Consider the following 20,241-nt stretch of genomic DNA (forward strand, 5'->3'; position numbering starts at 1 on the left):
CAATATTAAATGAAAATTAACATTATAGTATTATTGATAAAGAATAAACCAAACAAAATTATGGCTACAGAAATAAAAGAAATCAACGGAATGTTTCAAATAGTAGGGAGTATCACTTCGGCTAACTGTCATGCCATAAAAAGTCATTTAGAAAGTACCCTAGTTACTGGTAAGGACCTTTTATTAAGTATAGAAAAGGTGATTTCCATTGATGCTAGTGGAGCTTTTATACTAGAAGCACTTTACAAAAAAGCGGGTTTGGAAAATCTTGTGATTTCCATATTTGGTCTCGAGAACGATGATATACAGGAAGTGATGTCTACTACTAAAACAAGATATATTCTAAGCAATGACCGTGTATAGACTAATACAAAAGAAGGTTTCACCAGAGCAAATATTTATGCTCAGTGTACTTCTTGTAAATGGAGGCAATTATCTCTATAATCTTCTTTTAGGAAGATTGTTGGGCCCTGAGGTGTTTGCAGAAGCAGCTCTGTTAGTTACACTTTTGCTGGTGTTATCTTTTATAGGAATGACCTTTCAGTTGGCTGCGGCCAAATTTGCCGTCTTGTTAGAGGATACACAATGGTCCCGTTTTCGTTTCAAGATATACAAGGGTGCGCTCTTGGGAGGTTGTATTGCTATGCTTTTGTTAATAGTCTTTGCCCCTAGCTTACAGAATCTATTTCTGACAAAGTCTTCCAATATGTTCATCGTCTTTGCCATTGGAATACCTGTTTACTTTTTTATGAGTGTAAATAGGGGTATCTATCAGGGAAAAATGGCCTTTAAAAAATTGTCCACTACCTATCAAACAGAAATGTGGAGCAGGCTTGGTATTACTCTTTTATTGCTTTGGGCCCTACCTTTGGACCCTGCTACTGTGGTAGCATTGGGTATAGTCATATCCTTGTTTTTCGGGATGTTGCCCACAGATTCGAAAAATTTTAGATTTAATAAGTCCGCTAGGTTGACTGCCGCTAATACAAAGCTGGTATCTACCTTTATAGTACTCACGGCTTGTTATGAGGGGACCCAAATTATAATCAACAACAGCGACATCTTAATGGTAAAACACTATTTTGATGCTAAGCAGGCCGGGCTATACGCTTCCTTGGCATTAATAGGAAGAGTGGTGTACTTCATCGCTTGGATGTTCGTCATGATTTTATTGCCAACCGTAGTGCAACGTAAAAAAGATGGCTTGTCCACAGCTCCCGTATTGTTCAAATATGTTTCGATTATTGGGATACTTTCTGCACTTATAGTCAGTGCCTGTTGGATGTTTCCGGAGCTTATCGTACAACTCATGTTCGGTGGGGATTACCTTGCTATTTCAGGTCTACTATGGAAATATGCCACAGCTACCTCACTCTTTGCAATCTCAAATATTTTTGCCTATTACTATCTGTCATTGGACCATTATGTACCTGTAATCATATCCGGAATCTTAGGTTTTCTGCAAATAGCACTCATTACAATATACCATGATAATCTAGAGCAAGTAGTCATGGTACAGATTATAGCTATGGCTATTCTATTACTATTTCAGCTTGTTTACTTCGTCTATAAAAACAATAAGAACAAAAAAGAGCTTTTTAAAGCTGACACTAACCCTATCCAAAATAATTAAATATGAAATTAGCAATTGTAACGGCATACCCACCAAGTAAAGTAACGTTAACAGAATACGGCTATTATTTAGTGAAGCATTTTAGACTACAACCAGAGGTAGATGAGTTGATATTAATAACGGACCACACTTCAGAAGAAAAAGACTTGAACTTTGAAGAGGGTGGTTGCAAGATTACCGTAGCGGAGAGCTGGGATTTTAATAGCTACACCAACATTTTTAGAATTAATAGAACACTAAATAGAACTAAACCGGATGCTATTCTATTTAATCTACAGTTCTTAAAATTCGGAGATAAGAAAGTGCCAGCGGCACTTGGGCTGTTATTACCCTTTATCTGTAAGGTAAAAAAAATTCCTTGTATTTCCTTGCTGCATAACATATTGGAAAAAGTAGATTTGGAGAACGCGGGCTTCACTAAAAACAAAGTACTCCAAAGAATATACGGATTTATTGGTACAAGCTTAACCCGTTTTGTTTTAGCGTCTGATGTTGTTGCTGTCACTATCCATAAGTATGTAGGTATATTGGAACATAAGTATAAAGCAAAAAATGTGATTCAGATACCTCATGGTGCTTTTGAAACTCCGCCTGAGCCAAACTATGCCTTACCTGAAGGACCAAAACAAGTTATGGCCTTTGGTAAGTTCGGAACCTATAAAAAAGTTGAGGTCATGATCGAAGCGGTAGAAAAGATTCGAGAGCGTACCCAAGAAGATATTGAGATAGTTATTGCGGGCACCGATAGCCCCAATACACCAGGTTACTTAGCGGACGTTGCCAAAAGCTATGCCCACGTAAAGCAACTACGATTTACAGGTTATGTTGCCGAAGAAGATGTTCCGGTAATTTTTGGAGATAGCGCGGTCTGCGTATTTCCTTATACCTCTACAACCGGAAGTTCCGGCGTCCTGCATCAGGCGGGTAGCTATGGCAAGGCGGTAGTACTACCAAATTTGGGAGATTTGGCAACACTGGTAGAAGATGAAGGTTACAAGGGGGAATTTTTCGAGGCGGAGGATAGTGCTTCTTTAGCTGATGCAATTGAGCATATTATTATAGACGATGCCAATAGGATATTACTCTCTAAAGCTAATTATAGGGCAGCTTGCTCTTTACCGATGTCTACGATTACCCAGATGTATATGGACTGTTTTAAGGCCATACAACAGAAGACGGCCGATTTCTCCATGCTGGATGTGGAACGTTATATGGAAAAGGATGGTGTAAAAGCTTAAAAGCGTTTTGGTTAGGTTTAATTCTTGAGGCGACCCTTACTGGGTCGTCTCTTTTCTTTTATTTCTATTGTGCCAATTCTGAGTAGCTTTGTTTTTTATTCCCGGCGGTATCAATACAACCATAGTATTTTTGTGGCGCTCTGCGCCAAGGCAAACGTCCAACGACCGCTGTAGGAACTTCTTCAAAATCATACAAACCCCAAAAAGCGAATGGAATATTCTCTTGCTTAATATATCCTTGAATCTCCTTGTAGTAGTCTGCTTGCTTGCTTTCACTACCCATAAAACCTTTCCATAGACCACCGTAGGAAGATATGCCATATTCTTGCAGGAATATAGGTTTGTTTGCAGCAAGGTTAGATTTTAATGTGCGGTATTTTTCAGTAAAAAGGGACAATTTTTCATAATAATGAAAGGAAACGATATCTACTTTGTTAGACAAATTGTTTGCACTTTCCGCAGATGACCAACCTATGGTTACGGGATGTGTGGTATCCCATCCTTTTACTTGCGCTATCATTTCACTTAACCAAGCATTAACGGTGTATTTTTTTCTGTTCTCAAAATCCAGGTCCGGCTCATTTTTAATATCCCATGCAAGCAATGCGGGATGGTTCTTTAATGTTTCAACAATAACTTCTGCGTGCCTATGGGTCAAGGTCCAGTCTGTAATATCATAGTTCCCGTAGAAATCGAATAGAGTAATCATGACCTTGATACCTGCTTTTTCGGCTAAGTCGAGTACCTGACCTACTTGTGCTAATTTACTTTGGTCAACTTTATTTTTTCCGAAATCCTCATAAGGAATGAATATGCGAATCATATTTAATCCCATATGCCGTATGAGTTTTATATCTTTCTCAATGGCAACACTATCAAAATTATCTCCGAACATGTTCCATGGGGCATCCTTAGGGTAGTAATTAACACCACGTATGTTATCGAGATTTAGAGGCATACCAATTTTATTCTCAGCTGCTTTTTCCAAGGTATCCGACTTAATTTCCATAAGATGTCTTATGCGCCAAAACCCGTCTTCTAACAGCATAATAACACGGTAATTAGTGGTATCTTTTTTTGAAATTAATAGTGTGTCACCCATAAAGGTCTGTGAGTAACGGGTAACGTTATTGTCACGAAAAACTACCAGTTGCCCGTCCGCACTAAAAAATTCCAAATCCGGATGGTGTGTAAGGGTAGTGGTTCTAACATGTACGTTTTCTTCCTTATTAAACCTTACTATCCGCTTTAGCTTCACCAAGACACTATCTGTATAATAGTCTTTTAAACCGTCAGGGTCATTAGTTCTAAAAGCTAAATTTTTTACATACCAAGCCCTCTTATAATCTCTTTCAATTTTATTCAAAATCTGTTTGCTGATCGGCCTTCCTTCACCCAAGGTGTCGGTCCATTGTACCTTTGGTAAATAGACATCATGAACCTCTTGCTCTAAATGTAGCATAGTAGATTTATCAGCACCGGTACTCAAATACGATAATACAGCACCAATACCAAAAATTATAAGGGCATTTATAGCTATAAAGGATAGAACCAAAAAGATACGATATGCGTTTTTTGTTCTACTCATTGGGTAAGGTTATTAGCAGCTCTTTAGAAATTCCCGCGGCTTCAATAGTAATGTTGTAAGTCCCGGAGGGATAAAAATTCTTATCCAGTATATAGGAGGCTTTGCCGTCTTTTGTAAATAGCTTTTCCTCTTCATTAATAATATTAGCTTCTGACTTTATGGACAACTGAATACTAAACCCATCCGTAACCTTTTGTTGCATAAACCCTAGTAATGGGCCAATGGAAAGTTTTCTTTGGTCTTTATCAAAATTGATAGGATAATCTTCTACTGAAGCTTTAAAACCAACAACAATGGTATTACTTCTGGCAGCCCCGGTAATAAATGCTTTTGCCGTCCACGTGATGGGCTCTTCAGGATGTAACAACCTGGCAATGGCTCTTCCATTAATCGTGTTTCCCGTGGCACTCATAAAAATACCGTCTTGGTTTTCTATGAGAAAATTAACATGGGTACCATCGCTCACCACATTGCCGTATTTGTCTAAGATTTTATTAGTTTGTAAGGTTATAATTTGATTACCATCCGCAAACGTATGGTCTCTTTGATACCCTATTTCAAAATCAGTAGGCATGGCAGGATAAACAATGGTGGTAAGTTGCTTGGAATTGGTGTTTCTACAAAGTGCACTTACCAGAATACGACCGGATTTTTCAGTTGCATTTATATTTTTCCAGGCAATACTTTTGGAAATTGGAACCATAAACTGATGGAATTCATCTTCAAACTCCCTGTTTACGGTAACCATGGTTCCGTTAACTAGCGTATTATCATAGTTGTCCGTTGGAATGTTAACGAGCATGGAGAAATCATTTTTACCAGCGGTTATTTGCCGGGGTCCAAAATAGGTTTCAAGGAAGGTAGTTGTTGCGTCGGGAGCGATACTAATCTGCCCGGCTTCAATTTCCTCACTGTTCAGTACCAGTGACCAATGCATGATACCGGCTTTGTTGGCATACATGGGCGGTACACAGAACCTAAGTTGGTTAGTATCCTTTACAGGTTTAAGTACACTGGTTCCCAAAGCATTTTTCAATACCAGATAGGGTAATAACTCTTTAGAGGCGCTAAAAGTGATACATATCTCTGAGCCTGCGGTGTACTGTGCGCTTTTTGTTAATAGTTTAATTGGGGTATTGGCAGGCACCCTTATTTCCTCATTCTTTTCAGCACAAGAGAAAAAACATATAAAAATAAAGATGCTAATAAATCTCATCATTAGTTGGGATTACCTATGTAGCCGTTAAGTTCTACTTTTATAAACTCATAACCATTGCCCTGCAACGGTTGTAAAAGCTCTTTTCCATGGGTGTTATCTCTGTCAGGGAATATTTTCACGGCTATCTGCTCATTTTCAAGACCGTTTACGAAACAATTTTCTAAACTACTGTTCAGCACATTTAATTTGGGTAAAGTAGAAAGTTCATAATCAAAGTACTGCTTACGTTGTACACGAACACCCTCTCTTATAAATTGGGAATCTACCCAAATAAGTTCCTTGTTTTCGTCATAGTAAGAAATCAGTAATTGCGGAATGGTCACTTCTTGTATGCCACCATTGAAAAGTGTGCCTTTTAAACGATTTTCCGAGTGCTCCAAATCTTGTAAGGTTATTGCTTTATAAAGGTCTGTTGTGGCGACATTACCTGCACATTGTAGGTTGAATTTTGTTGGTATTTCTTCCAAGTTTAGCTTAGTGAATTCATCTGGATTAAAGCTGCTTGGCAGGTGTTCTTCTGGATGGGTCCATGCAATTCCTTCGAAAAGAATCTTAAAAGTGGTCGTTTCCTTGGGCATCAATTTATGCTTCATATGGTATTTAGCGTTAAACTTTGCCAGTTCTTTATCCTTATCATTATATAAAGAGGCCGTAATTACCACATCTGCAGGAACATTATCTACATTTTGCAATTCCCCTATGATTACATATTCTCCTGCTTGCGCTACAAGTTTAGCACTTAGCACTTCTAAAACTGGTTGTTTTAAGACGTCCTCATGGTGCGTTTGCTGCGTGGTTATTTTTCGTCTACCGTGATTATAAAATTGCGTTTCATTAGTCGTGAAAAGTTGATCTGGAGGTATATCCGTATCGATTGGTTCTGGTACTACATACCACTTTCCTTCTTTTTTCACTAAATCGTGTGTCCGGTTTCTGGTTATTTTTTCTAATGGTGTAACCCACTGCATGCCAACGTTGGCAGTAGCGCTATGATCCGTTTGTTCGCTTACGGCTACACTAATGGCATCCATTTTGGCATACGAACTAAGTATGCCATCGGTTACAGAAACCTCTAACATAAATTGGGGTAAGGTTTTGGTTCCGTCAGGGTCTAAATAAGAATGTGCGCGTTCAAATTCCTTAAAATCTAGGGCATCATAATAGGAGCGAAGGACATTTTCCGGAGAGTTCTGTTCAGATGTATTCAAGTAAAAAGTGTACATGCTCAACATTAATATAAGGAGAAGTATGCCTACCCAGAATAGATTAATATTTATGAGTGGCTTAGAAAAGTTTTTATACTTCTGGGAATAAATTAAATAAGCAGAAGGCGTTATATTTTTAGCCTTTAGGGCTCTATACCATATAGATTGAATATTAAAAATAAAAGCTAATAAAATAGTTCCAAGTGGAATTATACCCCACATTAGTTTAAGGAAAGTGGGCACTTCTTCTTTTGCTAAAATTTTCGGCAGCGGAGGTACATTAAGTTTTTCCCAAACCATGATGCCATTTTCTAATTGCTGTAAACGCTGCCAACCACAGAAGAACAGTAAGGGGTCATAAAATTTATCGTTAGAAAAGATGTATTTTAAGTTATACTTTTCCGGGACGGTCAGGAATTGTTGTAACGAACCTATACCTTCTACACCTCTAAATTTGGAATTCTCCAAACGTTCTATGGCTCTTGTGGTCAATTCTGGGAGCCTTCGTGCAGAATGGTAATTTCCATCCACGGTCATGGCATTTGTTTGGGCAGATAACCATGCCATTTGGTCCCCGAATCCCAGGGGTAAATAGCGCCATTGGTCATGTTGGTCTTGATTGAGAAAATTAACGATAGGTAACATTTTAATTTTTTGAGGTTGGGAAGGTCTAAAATACCCCAAACTCATGGTAAAGATGACCATAAAGAGGATGCCCCCAACTAACAACCCACCCATGATCCTATGATACACGGCGCCAAAACGCGCTTGGAGTTGTACTCTTAAGTCCCCCTCTACCATGCGGTACATGAACTCTCCAAAAATAGGAAGCGCCATTATGGTAGCCCACAGGGTAAAACGGTCTAGCGTTAAAATATTGAATGCTGTTTCTCCCAAAATTTTTAAAGGAATCGGCGTAGTGCCTCCGGTACCCAAGATGGTTAATAACGTAAAAGAAAATCCAAAAAATAGATAACGTTTACTGTACAACCTATAAAATAAATAGGGTAGTACAAATAATAGAATTCCCCAAGGGATAATAAAGAAAACCAGACCAGATGAGGTTACTTCTAAAAAGTTGTCTCTAGAGCCATGAGGAATAGGTACCTGTGTAATGGGGTTCTTTTTTGTATTTATCCAATAGGGTAGGATACAGCCAATAATGAGTATTAGCGAGCCTCCTCCAAATTTGATAATTCTCCAAAACAGTTTACGGAACGCTTTCCAGAATATTTTGAACGTAACTTTTTTTCTAGTACCGGCATAATCAAGGGCTTCATCCATAACGACCATACCGATCAATGGAAATATGAAAAAGACCATTCCAAAGATGGGGGTTACATGGTGCGATGTTACTGTGACCGCTATGAGGGATAAACTCGTTAAAAAATACCTGAGCTTTCCTGTTTTCAACCATTGATATATTTCTGGGAAGGAATGTAGTAAAATAGATAATGCCGCAATACTGGGCAATTGACCAAAAATGTGAAGTGTTTCTACGAAGGTTGACGAGAAAACCGCTAATAGGGCAGTGTAACCAGCAATTTTTCTATTTGCGGTCATCAATAGACTAAACCTATAGGCTCCTGTGATGAAAAGGACTATGGCGATTAAGGCCACGCTGAACATGCCAAATTTAAGACCGCCGATATAGGATAACAGTGCAATAGATTGATGTACCAATGGTGGGTAACCCTGAACGGTAAACCCAGTGTACCATCTATAATCCCAAGGTTCAAACCAACTATTGGCATAGTGATCCGCAAAGAAAAGATGAATTAATGCATCGTAGGTAGACTCTAAAGTGAAGAAAATACTAGAACCATGAAATGCTAGTGCAATGAATATTGCAACGACAAGCAAGGTGTTGGTACTTTTCTTAGCCATTTTGTATTTAAAATCTACCACGATATAACGGGAAAAATAATTTTTTGTTACAATAATAAACATAAAATAGACGTTAATTGAAGGAAAATACTTACGAAATAATTTTACTAATTATTTATCTAACCATAACAACCATTCGTCTACAGAAATAAGTAAGTGATGGTCTTAAAAATAGAAGGCTGCTAAAGGGTGAATACCTTTGCTTATGATGAGTAATTGTGCTCCCAAGAGTATGCTTCTTGAAATAAACCGATTTAAATTTTAAAATTATGAAAATACTAGCCATAGATGACCAACAATTGATTTTACTATCCGTAGAGAAAAGATTAAGAGAATTAGGTTATACTATTCGGACTGCGGATACAGGCCAAAAAGGAATAGCGCTTTTTGAATCGTTCAAACCAGATTTGGTAATCGTGGATATTAATATGCCAGATATGACCGGACTAGAGGTGGTAAAGCATATTAGATTCATTAAGGATTCAAAAACCCCTATCATGGTCATGTCCGGTAATACCAAAGAAGATGTCATTATGGATGGTTTTACTTTGGGTATCGATGATTATTTAAAAAAGCCCGTAAGTTTAGACGAGATGGCCGCTAGAATAAAACGCAAAATAGGAGCTCCGGAAAATACATCTACGGTCTTTAATGAAAAGAAGGAGGGCAGGATGTTGCAAAAGAATTGCGTTGGGGTGGTAATACCGTGTTATAATGAGGAGGATAGGCTTTCTAGTGGAGAATTTAAAAACTTTGCTCATAAAAACTTGGGCTATCATCTATGTTTTGTTAATGATGGAAGTACGGACAAAACATTAGAGGTATTGGAAGAACTTAGACAAGGGAATCCGGAGAATATAAGTATTTATGATTGTGCAAAGAATGGAGGAAAAGCGGAAGCTGTGCGGCAGGGAACCCTGCATTTGGTTCAGGATAAGCAACTAGATTATATTGGTTTTTTAGATGCCGACCTATCAACGGACTTCAGAGATTTTGACGATTTGGTGAAAACGATAGAAACATCGGATTTTAAAATAGTAAGTGGTTCAAGGATTGCACGGATGGGTGCCAATATTACAAAGGAATCGGCCCGTAGAATAATAAGTTTAACTATTAATAAAATTATACAGACCATACTTGGTATGCCCTTTAAAGATACGCAATGTGGGGCCAAAATCATGGACAGAGAAATTGCAACACTAATGTTTAAGGATAAGTTTATTACAAAATGGTTATTTGATGTGGAAATTTTCATGAGGATGAGAAAACACTATGGAAAGAACGAAGCTAAAAGACTTATATGCGAGCAACCTTTAAAGAGATGGATACATGCGGATGGCTCTAAGCTTTCTATGAAGGATTCCGTCAAAATCGTCGGTCAATTAGCACAAATAGCCTATACCTATAAATAATTAGGAAAGAGTTGGTCAACATCATGATAAAGTAGACAAATCAATGATAAAAGTATGCTATTCAAGTAACTCTCTTAATTCATCTAATAGTAACGGCTTACAAATATGACCGGATATTAACCTGTTTTGCTTAATTTTTTTGAGGTCATTTTTGTCTATAGTAGATGATAAGATGTAAATGGTAATGTTGTCCTTTATCAGTGCTAGTTTCTCTTTGAAGTTTTCAAGAAATGACCAGCCATCTATTAAGGGCATATTCAGGTCTAAAAGAATTAAAATTTTAGTATTAAAATTGGCAAAATTTAAGCCGGTAAGGTAGTCTAAACCTTCCCCGCCGTGTTGAAAAGTTAGAATTTTTTGCGAAGCAAAAAATTCCCTCATTAAGCGATTGAAACCATATCTTATGATATGGTCATCATCTATTAATATAATGGTCTCGTATTTCATGCTAGTGTATTCTACCGCAAAAGAAAGAAAAAACCTACAATAAAAAAATTTTGTTTATTAATTTATTCTGAAAATTTTTCTTTACCAATGGGTGTACACCGTAATACCATAACAAAAAAGCCTTCCAATACTGGAAGGCTTTCTGTGACCTGGCTGGGGCTCGAACCCAGGACCCTCTCCTTAAAAGGGAGATGCTCTACCAACTGAGCTACCAGGTCAAAAAGTGAGCATTCGTTTCTCTGAATGCGGCTGCAAATATACGTGGATTCGTTTATTTTACAAGCCTATTTTAATAGAATTTTATTTTTTTTTGTAATCATCCCAAATTAGCTGAATTTTACACAAAACAAACAGGTGAAAATAGTACTGGTAGGATACATGGGTAGTGGCAAAACCACAATAGGACGGCTTTTGTCTAAGCAATTGAAAATTAAATTCTTAGACTTGGATGATAATATCGAAAAGGGCGAGAGCCGGTCTATTGCCAACATATTCAAGGAAAAAGGGGAAATATATTTCAGAAAAAAAGAAAGTGAATACCTAAATCAAATATTGGAAACGAAAGACCCTTTTATTTTGTCCACTGGGGGAGGCACACCATGTTACGGTTCCAATATGACGAACATTTTAAAGGCTACGGAAAATGTCTTCTATGTTAAGGTTTCTATTCCCGAATTGGTTCGAAGACTGTCAAATGAGAAAGCCTCTAGACCTCTGATAAGTAATTTTACAGAAGAAGAACTACCGGAATTTATTGGCAAACATCTTTTTGAAAGAAGTTATTATTATAACATGGCAAACTACAAAATAACTACTGATGACAAAACTCCCGAAGAAACTATCCAAGAAATAATAAACTGCTTAGTTTAGAAAAACCCTATTGTTTTTTGTTTCGAAGTCTACATTAACGTGTTCTTGCAAGGAAGTAGACAGGGATATTCCTTTGTAATCTGCCTTTACAGGATATTTCTTATGGTTTCGGTTAACCAGTACAGCTGTCTTTAACTGTTTTAAAGGGGTCTTCAAGAAATGATGAACGCCGTAGATTAATGTGGTGCCAGAGTTTAGGACATCATCTACCAGCACAACTGATTTATTGATATAATCTTCGGCTAACAAGGAAGTGGTTACACCACTTTTTAAAGGATTCTTTTTGTCCATAATAACCTTGCAAAGTGTTATTTCTACCCCTGTTATTTTACGTAAAATTCGGATTAACTTTTTAGCGAAATCTATTCCACCTCCTTCGATGCCTGCAATAACGATTTCTTTTTCAGAAACATTTGCCTCGTATATCTGATATGCAATACGTTCTATTTTGTATTGAATTTGCTGATGCGAAAGAATATTCTGCTCCATAAGTTGGCTTTAAATTTTAAAGATAAGTATGTTTTGATTAATGTAATGTAGTTCCTTGAAGATTGGATTTTAGGGTTTGGACGAATCATCCTCGGTTTTACGCTCTGGCGTATCCAAGTAGTCATCAATTTCTCTCCTATCTTTCTTAGTTGGCCTTCCTGTCCCCTTTTTTCTATAATACTCCTTTGAATATTTAAGCAATTCATTATGTTCAAATGCCGTTGCTGGTGTGGTATCCTTCCTGTAAATGTCCACCAATTTGGCACCTATTCTGCTATCAGGTATAGCAAGAACACGCAACTTATAGTCTATCTGGTTCTTCCTAATCTGTATTTCGTCCATGGGAAAAGCTTCCCGACCAGGCTTTACCACGTGCCCGTTTATTTTTACATGACCTTTCTTACAAGCATTTGTAGCCATGTTTCTAGTTTTAAAGTAACGGGTACACCATAAGTATTTGTCTATTCGCATAGGAATTAAAAATCTTTGTTAAGGTCCTGAACAAAAATAGGGGAAAATTGTATCTTGCCCCCTTAAAAATTTGTGTACATGAATTGGAAAAATAGCTACATTTTAGGATTGGCTTTACTTTTAGTCATCGCTTGTAGAGATGATGATGAAGAAATTGGTGAGCTGGTGCCACCAAGATCGTTGAGTGAAGTTGCTGTGGAGAACGATGAAGAGATACGAGCTTTCTTATCCACACATTTCTATAACTATGAGGAATTTGCGAACCCACCTGCTAATTTCGATTATAACATCGTTATTGATACTATATCAGGTGATAATGCTTCTAAAACACCTTTAATCAATCAAATAATAGAGCGTAAAGTTACCGTATTTTCCTCGGATTTTGGATTAGACGCGGAAGAAGAGGTAGAACATACTTATTATTATCTGGAAGCTAGAGAAGGGGAAGGTTTCCAACCTACGACGGCTGATTCTACATTCGTCAACTATGAAGGAGTTTTACTATCCGGAGAGGTTTTTGATAATGTATCAACCGGCACATGGTGGGACAATCCAAGTTTTCAATTTCCGGGACTTGGAAGTCAACGAGCTTTTAGAGGAGTAGGGGAAGGTGTGACGAATACAGCTGGAGGAAACAATATAATTGACAACCCTGATGGTACGTTTGACGTAGAAGGTTTTGGTGTAGGCATGATAATCTTCCCGTCGGGCTTAGGTACTTTTAATGGGGCTCGTGGCGCAATACCGGCATACAGTCCGTTAATTTTTAAATATCAAGTACTTACTACCGTTCAGGATACAGATCATGATAATGATGGAATACCTTCGCTTTTAGAAGATTTCAACAAAGATGGATTATTTTATAATGATAATGCTGATGCTGAGTTGGAAGCTATTAACGGGCGATTCCCTGATTATCTTGACGCCGATGACGATAATGACGGTATACCAACTATTGAAGAAATAGAACTAGATGATGATGGCAATTTCGTTGGATTTTTATTTTCGGACGATGATGATATCCCCGATCACTTAGATAGTGATTCATAGAAACATAACCATCAAAAATTAAAGAGCCCCTTGGAATTTCCAAGGGGCTCTTTAATACCAATACCTAGCGAACTATATTTTCAAAGAAAGACTCAAGATCAATTGATCAGGTCTGGTATCTATTCGGCTTGGTCCCACATTGGTAATGTTCGTGTTAATGAAATTAGCTTCATTATCGCTAAAACCTCTTTCATAACGCAAATCAATACCTAGCTTGCCTAGGTTGATGCCAGCGCCTATGTTCATACCAACGGTGAAATCATTTGCAACATCGTCAATGGTGATACCATCATATTCCGTACTCAAAATATACTGAAAAGATGGACCGGCAAAAAGATGTAATGGTCCAATTACCTTAACACCTAGAAGTATGGGTGCATCTAATTTACTCATGTCAAAATCCTCCCCGTTGTAATCAGATTTTGTTTTCGTATAAACCAGTTCTGGTCGCAGATAAATGCGTGACACGCCAATTTTTCCGAAGATACCTAAGTGGTAACCAATGTTTCTATCAGGGTTACGAGCCGCATCACCTGCAGACTCAAAATAATCTCCATTGGCATTGTAATTAAGTCCTCCTTTAATTCCAAAACCAGAATCGCTTTGGGCGTATGTACTAAGCCCAAACAATACCATAGCTGTAAGCAAAAGTGTTTTTTTCATAATAGTTTTATTTAATTGATGAATACTAATCAAGAACGATACCAAATATTCCCGTTCCCGTTATACCATCAGAACGACGAGCACTGCGCTTTATTGCTTTGCGAACGGGACACCTTCCAAGTGCCATAAAGAGTGATGGTGATTTTTTAAATGCCTATTTCTTTGGTTTTTATTAAGTTTTCAAGACCTGTAGTTCATTATCTTTGTCAACTTATTCGTAGACCATTGAATTTTACATTACATAAAACAGACGCACAATCTAAAGCTAGGGCGGGTACTATGGTCACCGACCACGGAAGTATTGAAACACCCATATTTATGCCTGTAGGCACAGTAGCTTCGGTCAAGGGCGTGCATCAAAAGGAGCTTAGGGAAGAAATTGACCCGGATATTATTTTAGGAAATACCTATCATTTGTTTTTAAGACCAAAGACAGATATTCTCAAGAAAGCTGGAGGACTGCATAAGTTTATGGGATGGGACAGAAATATTTTAACCGATAGTGGGGGTTATCAAGTTTATTCGCTTTCAGCCAATCGAAAGATTAAAGAGGAGGGAGTAAAGTTCAAGTCACATATAGACGGATCTATGCACCTTTTTACTCCAGAGAACGTCATGGAAATACAGCGGGTCATTGGAGCGGATATTATCATGGCTTTCGATGAATGTACGCCGTATCCCTGCGATTATAATTATGCGAAAAGGTCCATGCATATGACCCACCGTTGGCTAGATCGCTGTATAAACCATTTAGAAAAGACGCCTTTTGTCTATGATTATACACAGACATTTTTTCCTATTGTACAGGGTTCTACTTACAAGGACCTGCGTAGGCAATCCGCAGAATATATTGCTAATACTGGGGCAGAAGGAAATGCTATCGGAGGATTATCCGTAGGGGAGCCGGCAGAGGAGATGTACGGAATGACAGAGGTCGTATGTGAAATTCTTCCAGAAGATAAACCAAGGTATTTAATGGGTGTAGGAACGCCTATCAATATCTTGGAAAATATAGCACTGGGTATAGATATGTTCGATTGTGTAATGCCTACCAGAAATGCCAGGAACGGCATGCTTTTTACGGCACATGGTACCATCAATATCAAAAATAAGAAGTGGGAGGACGATTTTTCCGTTTTGGACGAAATGGGAACTACCTTTGTAGATAGGGAATATTCCAAGGCATATTTACGACACTTGTTTGCTGCAAACGAGTATCTTGGAAAGCAAATTGCCACCATCCATAATTTAGGATTTTATATGTGGTTGGTGCGAGAGGCAAGAAAACATATATTGGCAGGAGATTTTGCGTCATGGAAGACCATAATGGTTAAACAAATGGATAAAAGGCTATAATGCTTTCAATAATAGATAAGTACATCTTAAAACGATATTTGGCCACATTTGGCCTCATGTTATTATTGTTCATTCCTATTGGTATAATGATCAATCTTGCCGAACAAATAGGGAAGATGATAGATAACGAAGCCCCATTGAATGAAATTCTAATGTACTATCTCAATTTCACTATTTATATCGGTAGCCTTCTGTTTCCTATTTTTTTATTTCTATCGGTTATATTTTTCACCTCAAAACTGGCAAACAATACGGAGATAATTGCCATATTAAGCTCTGGGGTTTCCTATGGTAGATTCTTAAGGCCCTATATCATAGGTGCTAGCATTATAGCCGTACTCATGTTTTTTATGACCATGTTCATTGTTCCCAATGCCAGTGTGGGTTTTAATGAATTCAAGTTCAAATACTTAAAAAAAGGCAAACAGGATAGGGTTACGAGTAACATATTCAACCAGTTGAATGAAACAGATTTTATTTACGTAAGTAGCTTTAACCCAGCTAGACAATTGGGACATAATTTTACTTTTGAAAGGTTCGACAGTTTAAATCAACTGAAGTTTAAAATTTCAGCAGTGAACATTAGATGGGTAGAAAAAGATAGTAATTATCGCCTTACCTCTTATGTAAAAAGAACCATGCGGGGAGATTCTGCGCTTGTTGAGAATAAAAGAAGGCTGGATACCCTTTTCACCTTTAAATTAGATGATTTAACCCCGGTGTCCTATGTGGCCGAAACCAAGAACCTGTACGAACTGGACAAATTTATCGCGGACCAGAAACAAAAAGGGGCTTCAAATATAAATACCTACGTTTTAGTGAAGTATAAGCGATGGGCTTTGCCGCTAACGGCCTTTATACTAACGATAATAGCTGTCTCTGTCTCCTCTGTAAAACGTAGGGGAGGTATGGGTATTAACTTGGCCTTCGGTATTCTAGTGGCCTTCATATTCATATTTTTTGACAAGGTTTTCGGTACGTTGGCAGAGCAATCCGGTTTTTCACCTTTACTCGCGGTAATTATCCCAAATGTGGTGTTCGGTATCTTGGCATTTTATCTTTTACAAAATGCAAAAAGATAAAGTAGCCAATCTTATCCATCTTCATTTTATCGTTTTTATATGGGGTTTTACGGCTATCCTAGGAAAGCTTATTTCTATAGACTCATTGCCTTTGGTGTGGTACCGTATGCTTATAGCAACCCTAGTAATAATGGTTTATTTGTTATGGATGAAAATTCCATTAAAAGTGGATAAGAAGACTTTGTTGTGGTTCATAACTGCGGGTATTGTGGTCGCTTTGCATTGGGTAACCTTCTTTTTGGCGATCAAAGTTTCTACGGTTTCGGTTGCACTGGCCATGATGTCTACAGGAGCTTTTTTCACTGCACTTTTAGAACCTCTTTTATTTAAAAGAAAGATTATAGGCTATGAAATCTTTTTTGGAATACTGGTAGTCATGGGACTATACTTAATTTTTAAGGTAGAAACCAATTATAGTTATGGGATGGGTATTGCTTTATTGTCCGCTTTTTTAGCGGCGATATTCGCAATTATCAACGGAAAACTAGTACAAACGAACAGACCCGCCGTAATATCTTACTATGAATTAGGTATAGGTGTACTTTTTCTAACGATCATCTTAGCGGTTAATGGTAGTTATACGGTAGATTTTTTTACGGTAGGTACTATGGATTGGGTCTATCTGATTGTTCTAGGGGTATTATGTACGGCATATGCTTTTATTGCTGCGGTAAAAGTAATGCGGGTGTTAACACCGTATACGGTAATGCTAACCACAAATTTAGAGCCTGTTTATGGGATTTTGTTGGCTTGGTTCATTTTCGGAAATGAGGAAAAGATGAATCCATTATTTTATGTGGGAGCTGGAATTATATTAGCGACCGTAATAGCCAACGGAGTTCTAAAACAACGCACGGGTATAAAACGGAAAGTGTCTTGAAATACCCATTAAAGTTTTATATTTGTTGCCACAAATAACGAAATCTTTTTTGAACTATGGAGTATTTGGATTTTGAACTTCCAATTAAAGAATTGGAGGAGCAATTAGACAAGTGTATGATTATTGGAGCAGAAAGTGATGTAGACGTCACCGAAACCTGCAAACGGATTGAAAAGAAGTTAGCTGATACTAGAAAGGATATCTACAAAAACCTTACGGCATGGCAACGTGTACAGCTTTCAAGACACCCTAATAGACCCTATACCTTAGATTATATCAAAGCAATTTGCGGCGACACCTTCTTGGAACTACACGGAGATCGCACGGTAAAGGATGACAAGGCCATGATAGGAGGTCTTGGAAAAATTGGAGACCAAACGTTTATGTTCGTGGGTCAACAGAAAGGGTTCAATACCAAGACCAGACAGTACCGAAACTTCGGTATGGCAAATCCAGAAGGCTATCGTAAAGCATTGCGTTTAATGAAGTCAGCCGAGAAATTCGGTATTCCCGTAGTTTGTTTGGTAGATACTCCGGGTGCGTATCCTGGAATTGAAGCGGAGGAACGCGGACAGGGAGAGGCCATTGCACGTAATATTTTAGAAATGACACGCTTAAAAGTTCCGATTATTGTTGCCATAATTGGTGAGGGAGCTTCGGGAGGTGCTTTGGGCATTGGAGTAGGTGACAAGGTATTAATGTTGGAAAACACCTGGTATTCCGTTATTTCACCAGAATCTTGTTCCTCTATTTTATGGAGAAGTTGGGAATACAAGGAAGTCGCAGCAGAAGCTTTAAAACTTACTGCTACCGATATGAAGAAATTAAAATTAATCGACGAAATCGTAAGGGAACCTGTAGGAGGGGCCCATGCAAATCGAGAAAAGACTTTTGACATTTTAAAGAATAAGATCGTAGCGCACTTTACAGAATTGCAAAAGTTATCACCAAAAGAATTGGTGAATAAAAGAATGGAAAAGTATGCAGAAATGGGTGTCTTTAATGGCTAATATACTATTTTGGCAACCTCAGAAAAATCTGGAGATTTATATCTCCAGATTTTTTTTGTTATCAACATAAATCGTAACTTATTAACAGCACAATTGTTAGTTAACTGTGAACATCCTAAAGGTTGTATTTCATGTTAACTAAAGGTTAATTGCATATTTTCGTCCCTATGGAGAACACAAAACCTTTAATCGGTCGCAAGATCGATAAATCTACTATTATAAACCTCGAGAGAGGTAAAATTCCACCTCAAGCTGTTGATTTAGAGGAGGTTGTGCTGGGTGCAATGATGATAGACAAAAAAGGTGTGGATGAGGTAATAGATATCTTACACCCAGATGTATTTTATAAGGATGCCCACAGGTTTATCTACGAGGCCATTTTTGTTTTGTTCGAAGAATCCCAGCCCGTAGATTTATTAACCGTTTCTTCGCAATTAAAGAAATCGGGAAAACTAGAAGCTTCAGGAGGTGATTTTTATTTGATTAAACTAACACAGAAAGTAGCTTCCTCTGCACATATCGAGTTCCATGCACGCATCATTCTTCAAAAGTTTATTCAGCGTAGTTTAATAAAAATTTCGAACGAAATTATTGAGGATGCCTATGATGAGGCTACTGATGTTTTTGATTTGTTAGACAATGCAGAATCGAAGTTATACGACGTTACGCAAGGAAACTTAAAACGCTCTGCGGAAACTGCACAGAATTTGGTAATCCAGGCCAAGAAAAGAATTGAAGAAATAGCCGGTAAAGAGGGGATGAGTGGTATTCCTTCCGGATTCGATAAAGTAGACAAATTAACTTCGGGTTGGCAACCTAGTGATTTAATCATTGTAGCTGCGCGTCCAGGTATGGGTAAAACGGCACTGACTTTGTCCATGGCTAGGAACATGGCGGTAAATTCCAATATGCCCGTTGCGTTTTTCTCGTTAGAGATGTCCTCGGTTCAGCTCATCACAAGATTAATTTCATCCGAGACGGGATTATCTTCTGAGAAATTAAGAACCGGCAAACTAGAGAAACACGAATGGGAACAGTTGAACGTTAAGGTAAAATCCTTGGAGTCCGCTCCTTTATTTATAGACGATACACCTTCCTTATCCATTTTTGACCTAAGGGCAAAAGCAAGGCGATTAGCCTCACAACACGGTATTAAAATTATTATGATTGATTACCTACAGCTAATGACGGCGGGTGGTAGCCAAAAAGGAGGAAATAGAGAACAAGAAATCTCTACAATTTCTAGGAACTTAAAAGCCTTGGCAAAGGAGTTGAACGTGCCAGTGATAGCGCTCTCCCAATTGTCACGTGCCGTAGAGACCAGAGGAGGCAGTAAAAGACCTATTCTGTCGGATTTGAGGGAATCCGGAGCCATTGAGCAAGATGCGGATATCGTATCCTTTATCTATAGACCGGAGTATTATAAAATTGAAGAGTGGGATGATGAAGAACGAACCCCAACACAAGGTCAGGCCGAGTTTATTGTAGCGAAGCATAGAAACGGTGGTCTAGAGAATATACGACTGAAGTTTATTGGAAATCAAGGTAAGTTCGATAATTTGGATGACTTTGATTCTCCATTTGAGTTCCAATCAAAAATGAATGCGAACGAGGAAAATCCGTTTATTACCAAAAACCTACCTAGTGCGGATGATGCTTTTGGAAGCTCAATGAACGATGGTTTGGACGACGTTGATGATAACGATGTTCCGTTTTAATTAACACCGTAGCTTTAGTCGGA

18 protein-coding genes and 1 tRNA gene are annotated in these 20,241 nt (G+C 38.0%); 11 read left to right on the forward strand and 8 right to left on the reverse strand.

Translation table 11 applies throughout. The annotated features are described in order from the left end of the window. Positions 1 to 60 precede the first annotated feature (60 nt). From BFP77_RS10180 to BFP77_RS10190, 3 genes are read left to right on the forward strand one after another with little or no spacing between them, the layout of a single operon-like run. Positions 61 to 363, forward strand: coding sequence for an STAS domain-containing protein (locus BFP77_RS10180; RefSeq protein WP_180272339.1), 303 nt, complete (start codon positions 61 to 63; stop codon positions 361 to 363). Next, the gene (locus BFP77_RS10185; protein WP_099573921.1) at positions 350 to 1,633 is read left to right on the forward strand and encodes a sugar isomerase; all 1,284 of its coding nucleotides are present in this window, start codon (positions 350 to 352) and stop codon (positions 1,631 to 1,633) included. Before BFP77_RS10180 ends, BFP77_RS10185 begins: the two co-directional genes overlap by 14 nt. A 2-nt stretch (positions 1,634 to 1,635) precedes the next feature. Beyond that, positions 1,636 to 2,871: a glycosyltransferase gene (locus tag BFP77_RS10190; protein WP_099573922.1), complete on the forward strand. Its 1,236-nt coding sequence runs from the start codon at positions 1,636 to 1,638 to the stop codon at positions 2,869 to 2,871. A gap of 64 nt (positions 2,872 to 2,935) precedes the next feature. On the opposite strand, the gene BFP77_RS10195 is transcribed toward BFP77_RS10190, so the two are convergent. From BFP77_RS10195 to BFP77_RS10205, 3 genes are read right to left on the reverse strand one after another with little or no spacing between them, the layout of a single operon-like run. After that, the gene (locus tag BFP77_RS10195) at positions 2,936 to 4,459 is read right to left on the reverse strand and encodes a cellulase family glycosylhydrolase (RefSeq protein ID WP_099573923.1); all 1,524 of its coding nucleotides are present in this window, start codon (positions 4,457 to 4,459) and stop codon (positions 2,936 to 2,938) included. Beyond that, entirely contained in the window at positions 4,452 to 5,678 is a 1,227-nt protein-coding gene (locus BFP77_RS10200) for a hypothetical protein (RefSeq protein ID WP_099573924.1), read from the reverse strand. The genes BFP77_RS10195 and BFP77_RS10200 overlap by 8 nt, the downstream gene beginning before the upstream one ends. Then, on the reverse strand, positions 5,678 to 8,770 hold the full coding sequence (locus BFP77_RS10205) for a hypothetical protein (protein ID WP_099573949.1): 3,093 nt from the start codon (positions 8,768 to 8,770) through the stop codon (positions 5,678 to 5,680). The genes BFP77_RS10200 and BFP77_RS10205 overlap by 1 nt, the downstream gene beginning before the upstream one ends. A 269-nt stretch (positions 8,771 to 9,039) precedes the next feature. Between BFP77_RS10205 and BFP77_RS10210 the strand changes: the two genes are divergently transcribed. Continuing rightward, a complete protein-coding gene (locus BFP77_RS10210) occupies positions 9,040 to 10,182 on the forward strand; it encodes a response regulator (protein ID WP_099573925.1) in 1,143 nt (380 codons plus the stop codon). 57 nt (positions 10,183 to 10,239) lie between these two features. On the opposite strand, the gene BFP77_RS10215 is transcribed toward BFP77_RS10210, so the two are convergent. Both BFP77_RS10215 and BFP77_RS10220 read right to left on the reverse strand, forming a co-directional pair. Continuing rightward, on the reverse strand, positions 10,240 to 10,629 hold the full coding sequence (locus BFP77_RS10215; protein WP_099573926.1) for a response regulator: 390 nt from the start codon (positions 10,627 to 10,629) through the stop codon (positions 10,240 to 10,242). A gap of 145 nt (positions 10,630 to 10,774) precedes the next feature. Continuing rightward, positions 10,775 to 10,847 (reverse strand) — tRNA-Lys (locus BFP77_RS10220). 136 nt (positions 10,848 to 10,983) lie between these two features. On the opposite strand from BFP77_RS10220, the gene BFP77_RS10225 reads away from it, so the two are divergent. Next, positions 10,984 to 11,499, forward strand: coding sequence for a shikimate kinase (locus BFP77_RS10225; protein WP_099573927.1), 516 nt, complete (start codon positions 10,984 to 10,986; stop codon positions 11,497 to 11,499). Here BFP77_RS10225 and BFP77_RS10230 read toward each other — a convergent pair. Together BFP77_RS10230 and BFP77_RS10235 are read right to left on the reverse strand one after the other, a co-directional pair. Next, positions 11,491 to 11,988, reverse strand: coding sequence for a phosphoribosyltransferase domain-containing protein (locus BFP77_RS10230; RefSeq protein WP_099573928.1), 498 nt, complete (start codon positions 11,986 to 11,988; stop codon positions 11,491 to 11,493). The two genes, BFP77_RS10225 and BFP77_RS10230, sit on opposite strands and share 9 nt — an antisense overlap. Positions 11,989 to 12,057: 69 nt before the next feature. Further along, positions 12,058 to 12,459, reverse strand: a complete 402-nt coding sequence (locus BFP77_RS10235) for an RNA-binding S4 domain-containing protein (RefSeq protein WP_099573929.1) — start codon at positions 12,457 to 12,459, stop codon at positions 12,058 to 12,060. Between the two features lie 78 nt (positions 12,460 to 12,537). Between BFP77_RS10235 and BFP77_RS10240 the strand changes: the two genes are divergently transcribed. Continuing rightward, the gene (locus BFP77_RS10240) at positions 12,538 to 13,509 is read left to right on the forward strand and encodes an FKBP-type peptidyl-prolyl cis-trans isomerase (RefSeq protein WP_099573930.1); all 972 of its coding nucleotides are present in this window, start codon (positions 12,538 to 12,540) and stop codon (positions 13,507 to 13,509) included. A gap of 72 nt (positions 13,510 to 13,581) precedes the next feature. Here BFP77_RS10240 and BFP77_RS10245 read toward each other — a convergent pair whose 3' ends face one another. Next, entirely contained in the window at positions 13,582 to 14,172 is a 591-nt protein-coding gene (locus BFP77_RS10245) for an outer membrane beta-barrel protein (RefSeq protein WP_099573931.1), read from the reverse strand. A gap of 225 nt (positions 14,173 to 14,397) precedes the next feature. On the opposite strand from BFP77_RS10245, the gene tgt reads away from it, so the two are divergent. The 5 genes from tgt (at position 14,398) to dnaB (ending at position 20,218) form a co-directional block, all read left to right on the forward strand. After that, the gene (tgt, locus tag BFP77_RS10250) at positions 14,398 to 15,528 is read left to right on the forward strand and encodes a tRNA guanosine(34) transglycosylase Tgt (protein ID WP_099573950.1); all 1,131 of its coding nucleotides are present in this window, start codon (positions 14,398 to 14,400) and stop codon (positions 15,526 to 15,528) included. Next, the gene (locus BFP77_RS10255) at positions 15,528 to 16,610 is read left to right on the forward strand and encodes an LptF/LptG family permease (RefSeq protein ID WP_099573932.1); all 1,083 of its coding nucleotides are present in this window, start codon (positions 15,528 to 15,530) and stop codon (positions 16,608 to 16,610) included. The genes tgt and BFP77_RS10255 overlap by 1 nt, the downstream gene beginning before the upstream one ends. Continuing rightward, positions 16,597 to 17,490, forward strand: coding sequence for a DMT family transporter (locus BFP77_RS10260; RefSeq protein WP_099573933.1), 894 nt, complete (start codon positions 16,597 to 16,599; stop codon positions 17,488 to 17,490). The genes BFP77_RS10255 and BFP77_RS10260 overlap by 14 nt, the downstream gene beginning before the upstream one ends. A gap of 56 nt (positions 17,491 to 17,546) precedes the next feature. Beyond that, a complete protein-coding gene (locus BFP77_RS10265; RefSeq protein ID WP_099573934.1) occupies positions 17,547 to 18,500 on the forward strand; it encodes an acetyl-CoA carboxylase carboxyltransferase subunit alpha in 954 nt (317 codons plus the stop codon). A gap of 167 nt (positions 18,501 to 18,667) precedes the next feature. Beyond that, positions 18,668 to 20,218, forward strand: coding sequence for a replicative DNA helicase (gene dnaB / locus BFP77_RS10270; protein WP_099573935.1), 1,551 nt, complete (start codon positions 18,668 to 18,670; stop codon positions 20,216 to 20,218). Positions 20,219 to 20,241: the final 23 nt, after the last annotated feature.

Origin of the sequence: Maribacter sp. 4U21 (assembly GCF_002742365.1) — a bacterium.
Classification (GTDB): Bacteria; Bacteroidota; Bacteroidia; order Flavobacteriales; family Flavobacteriaceae; genus Maribacter.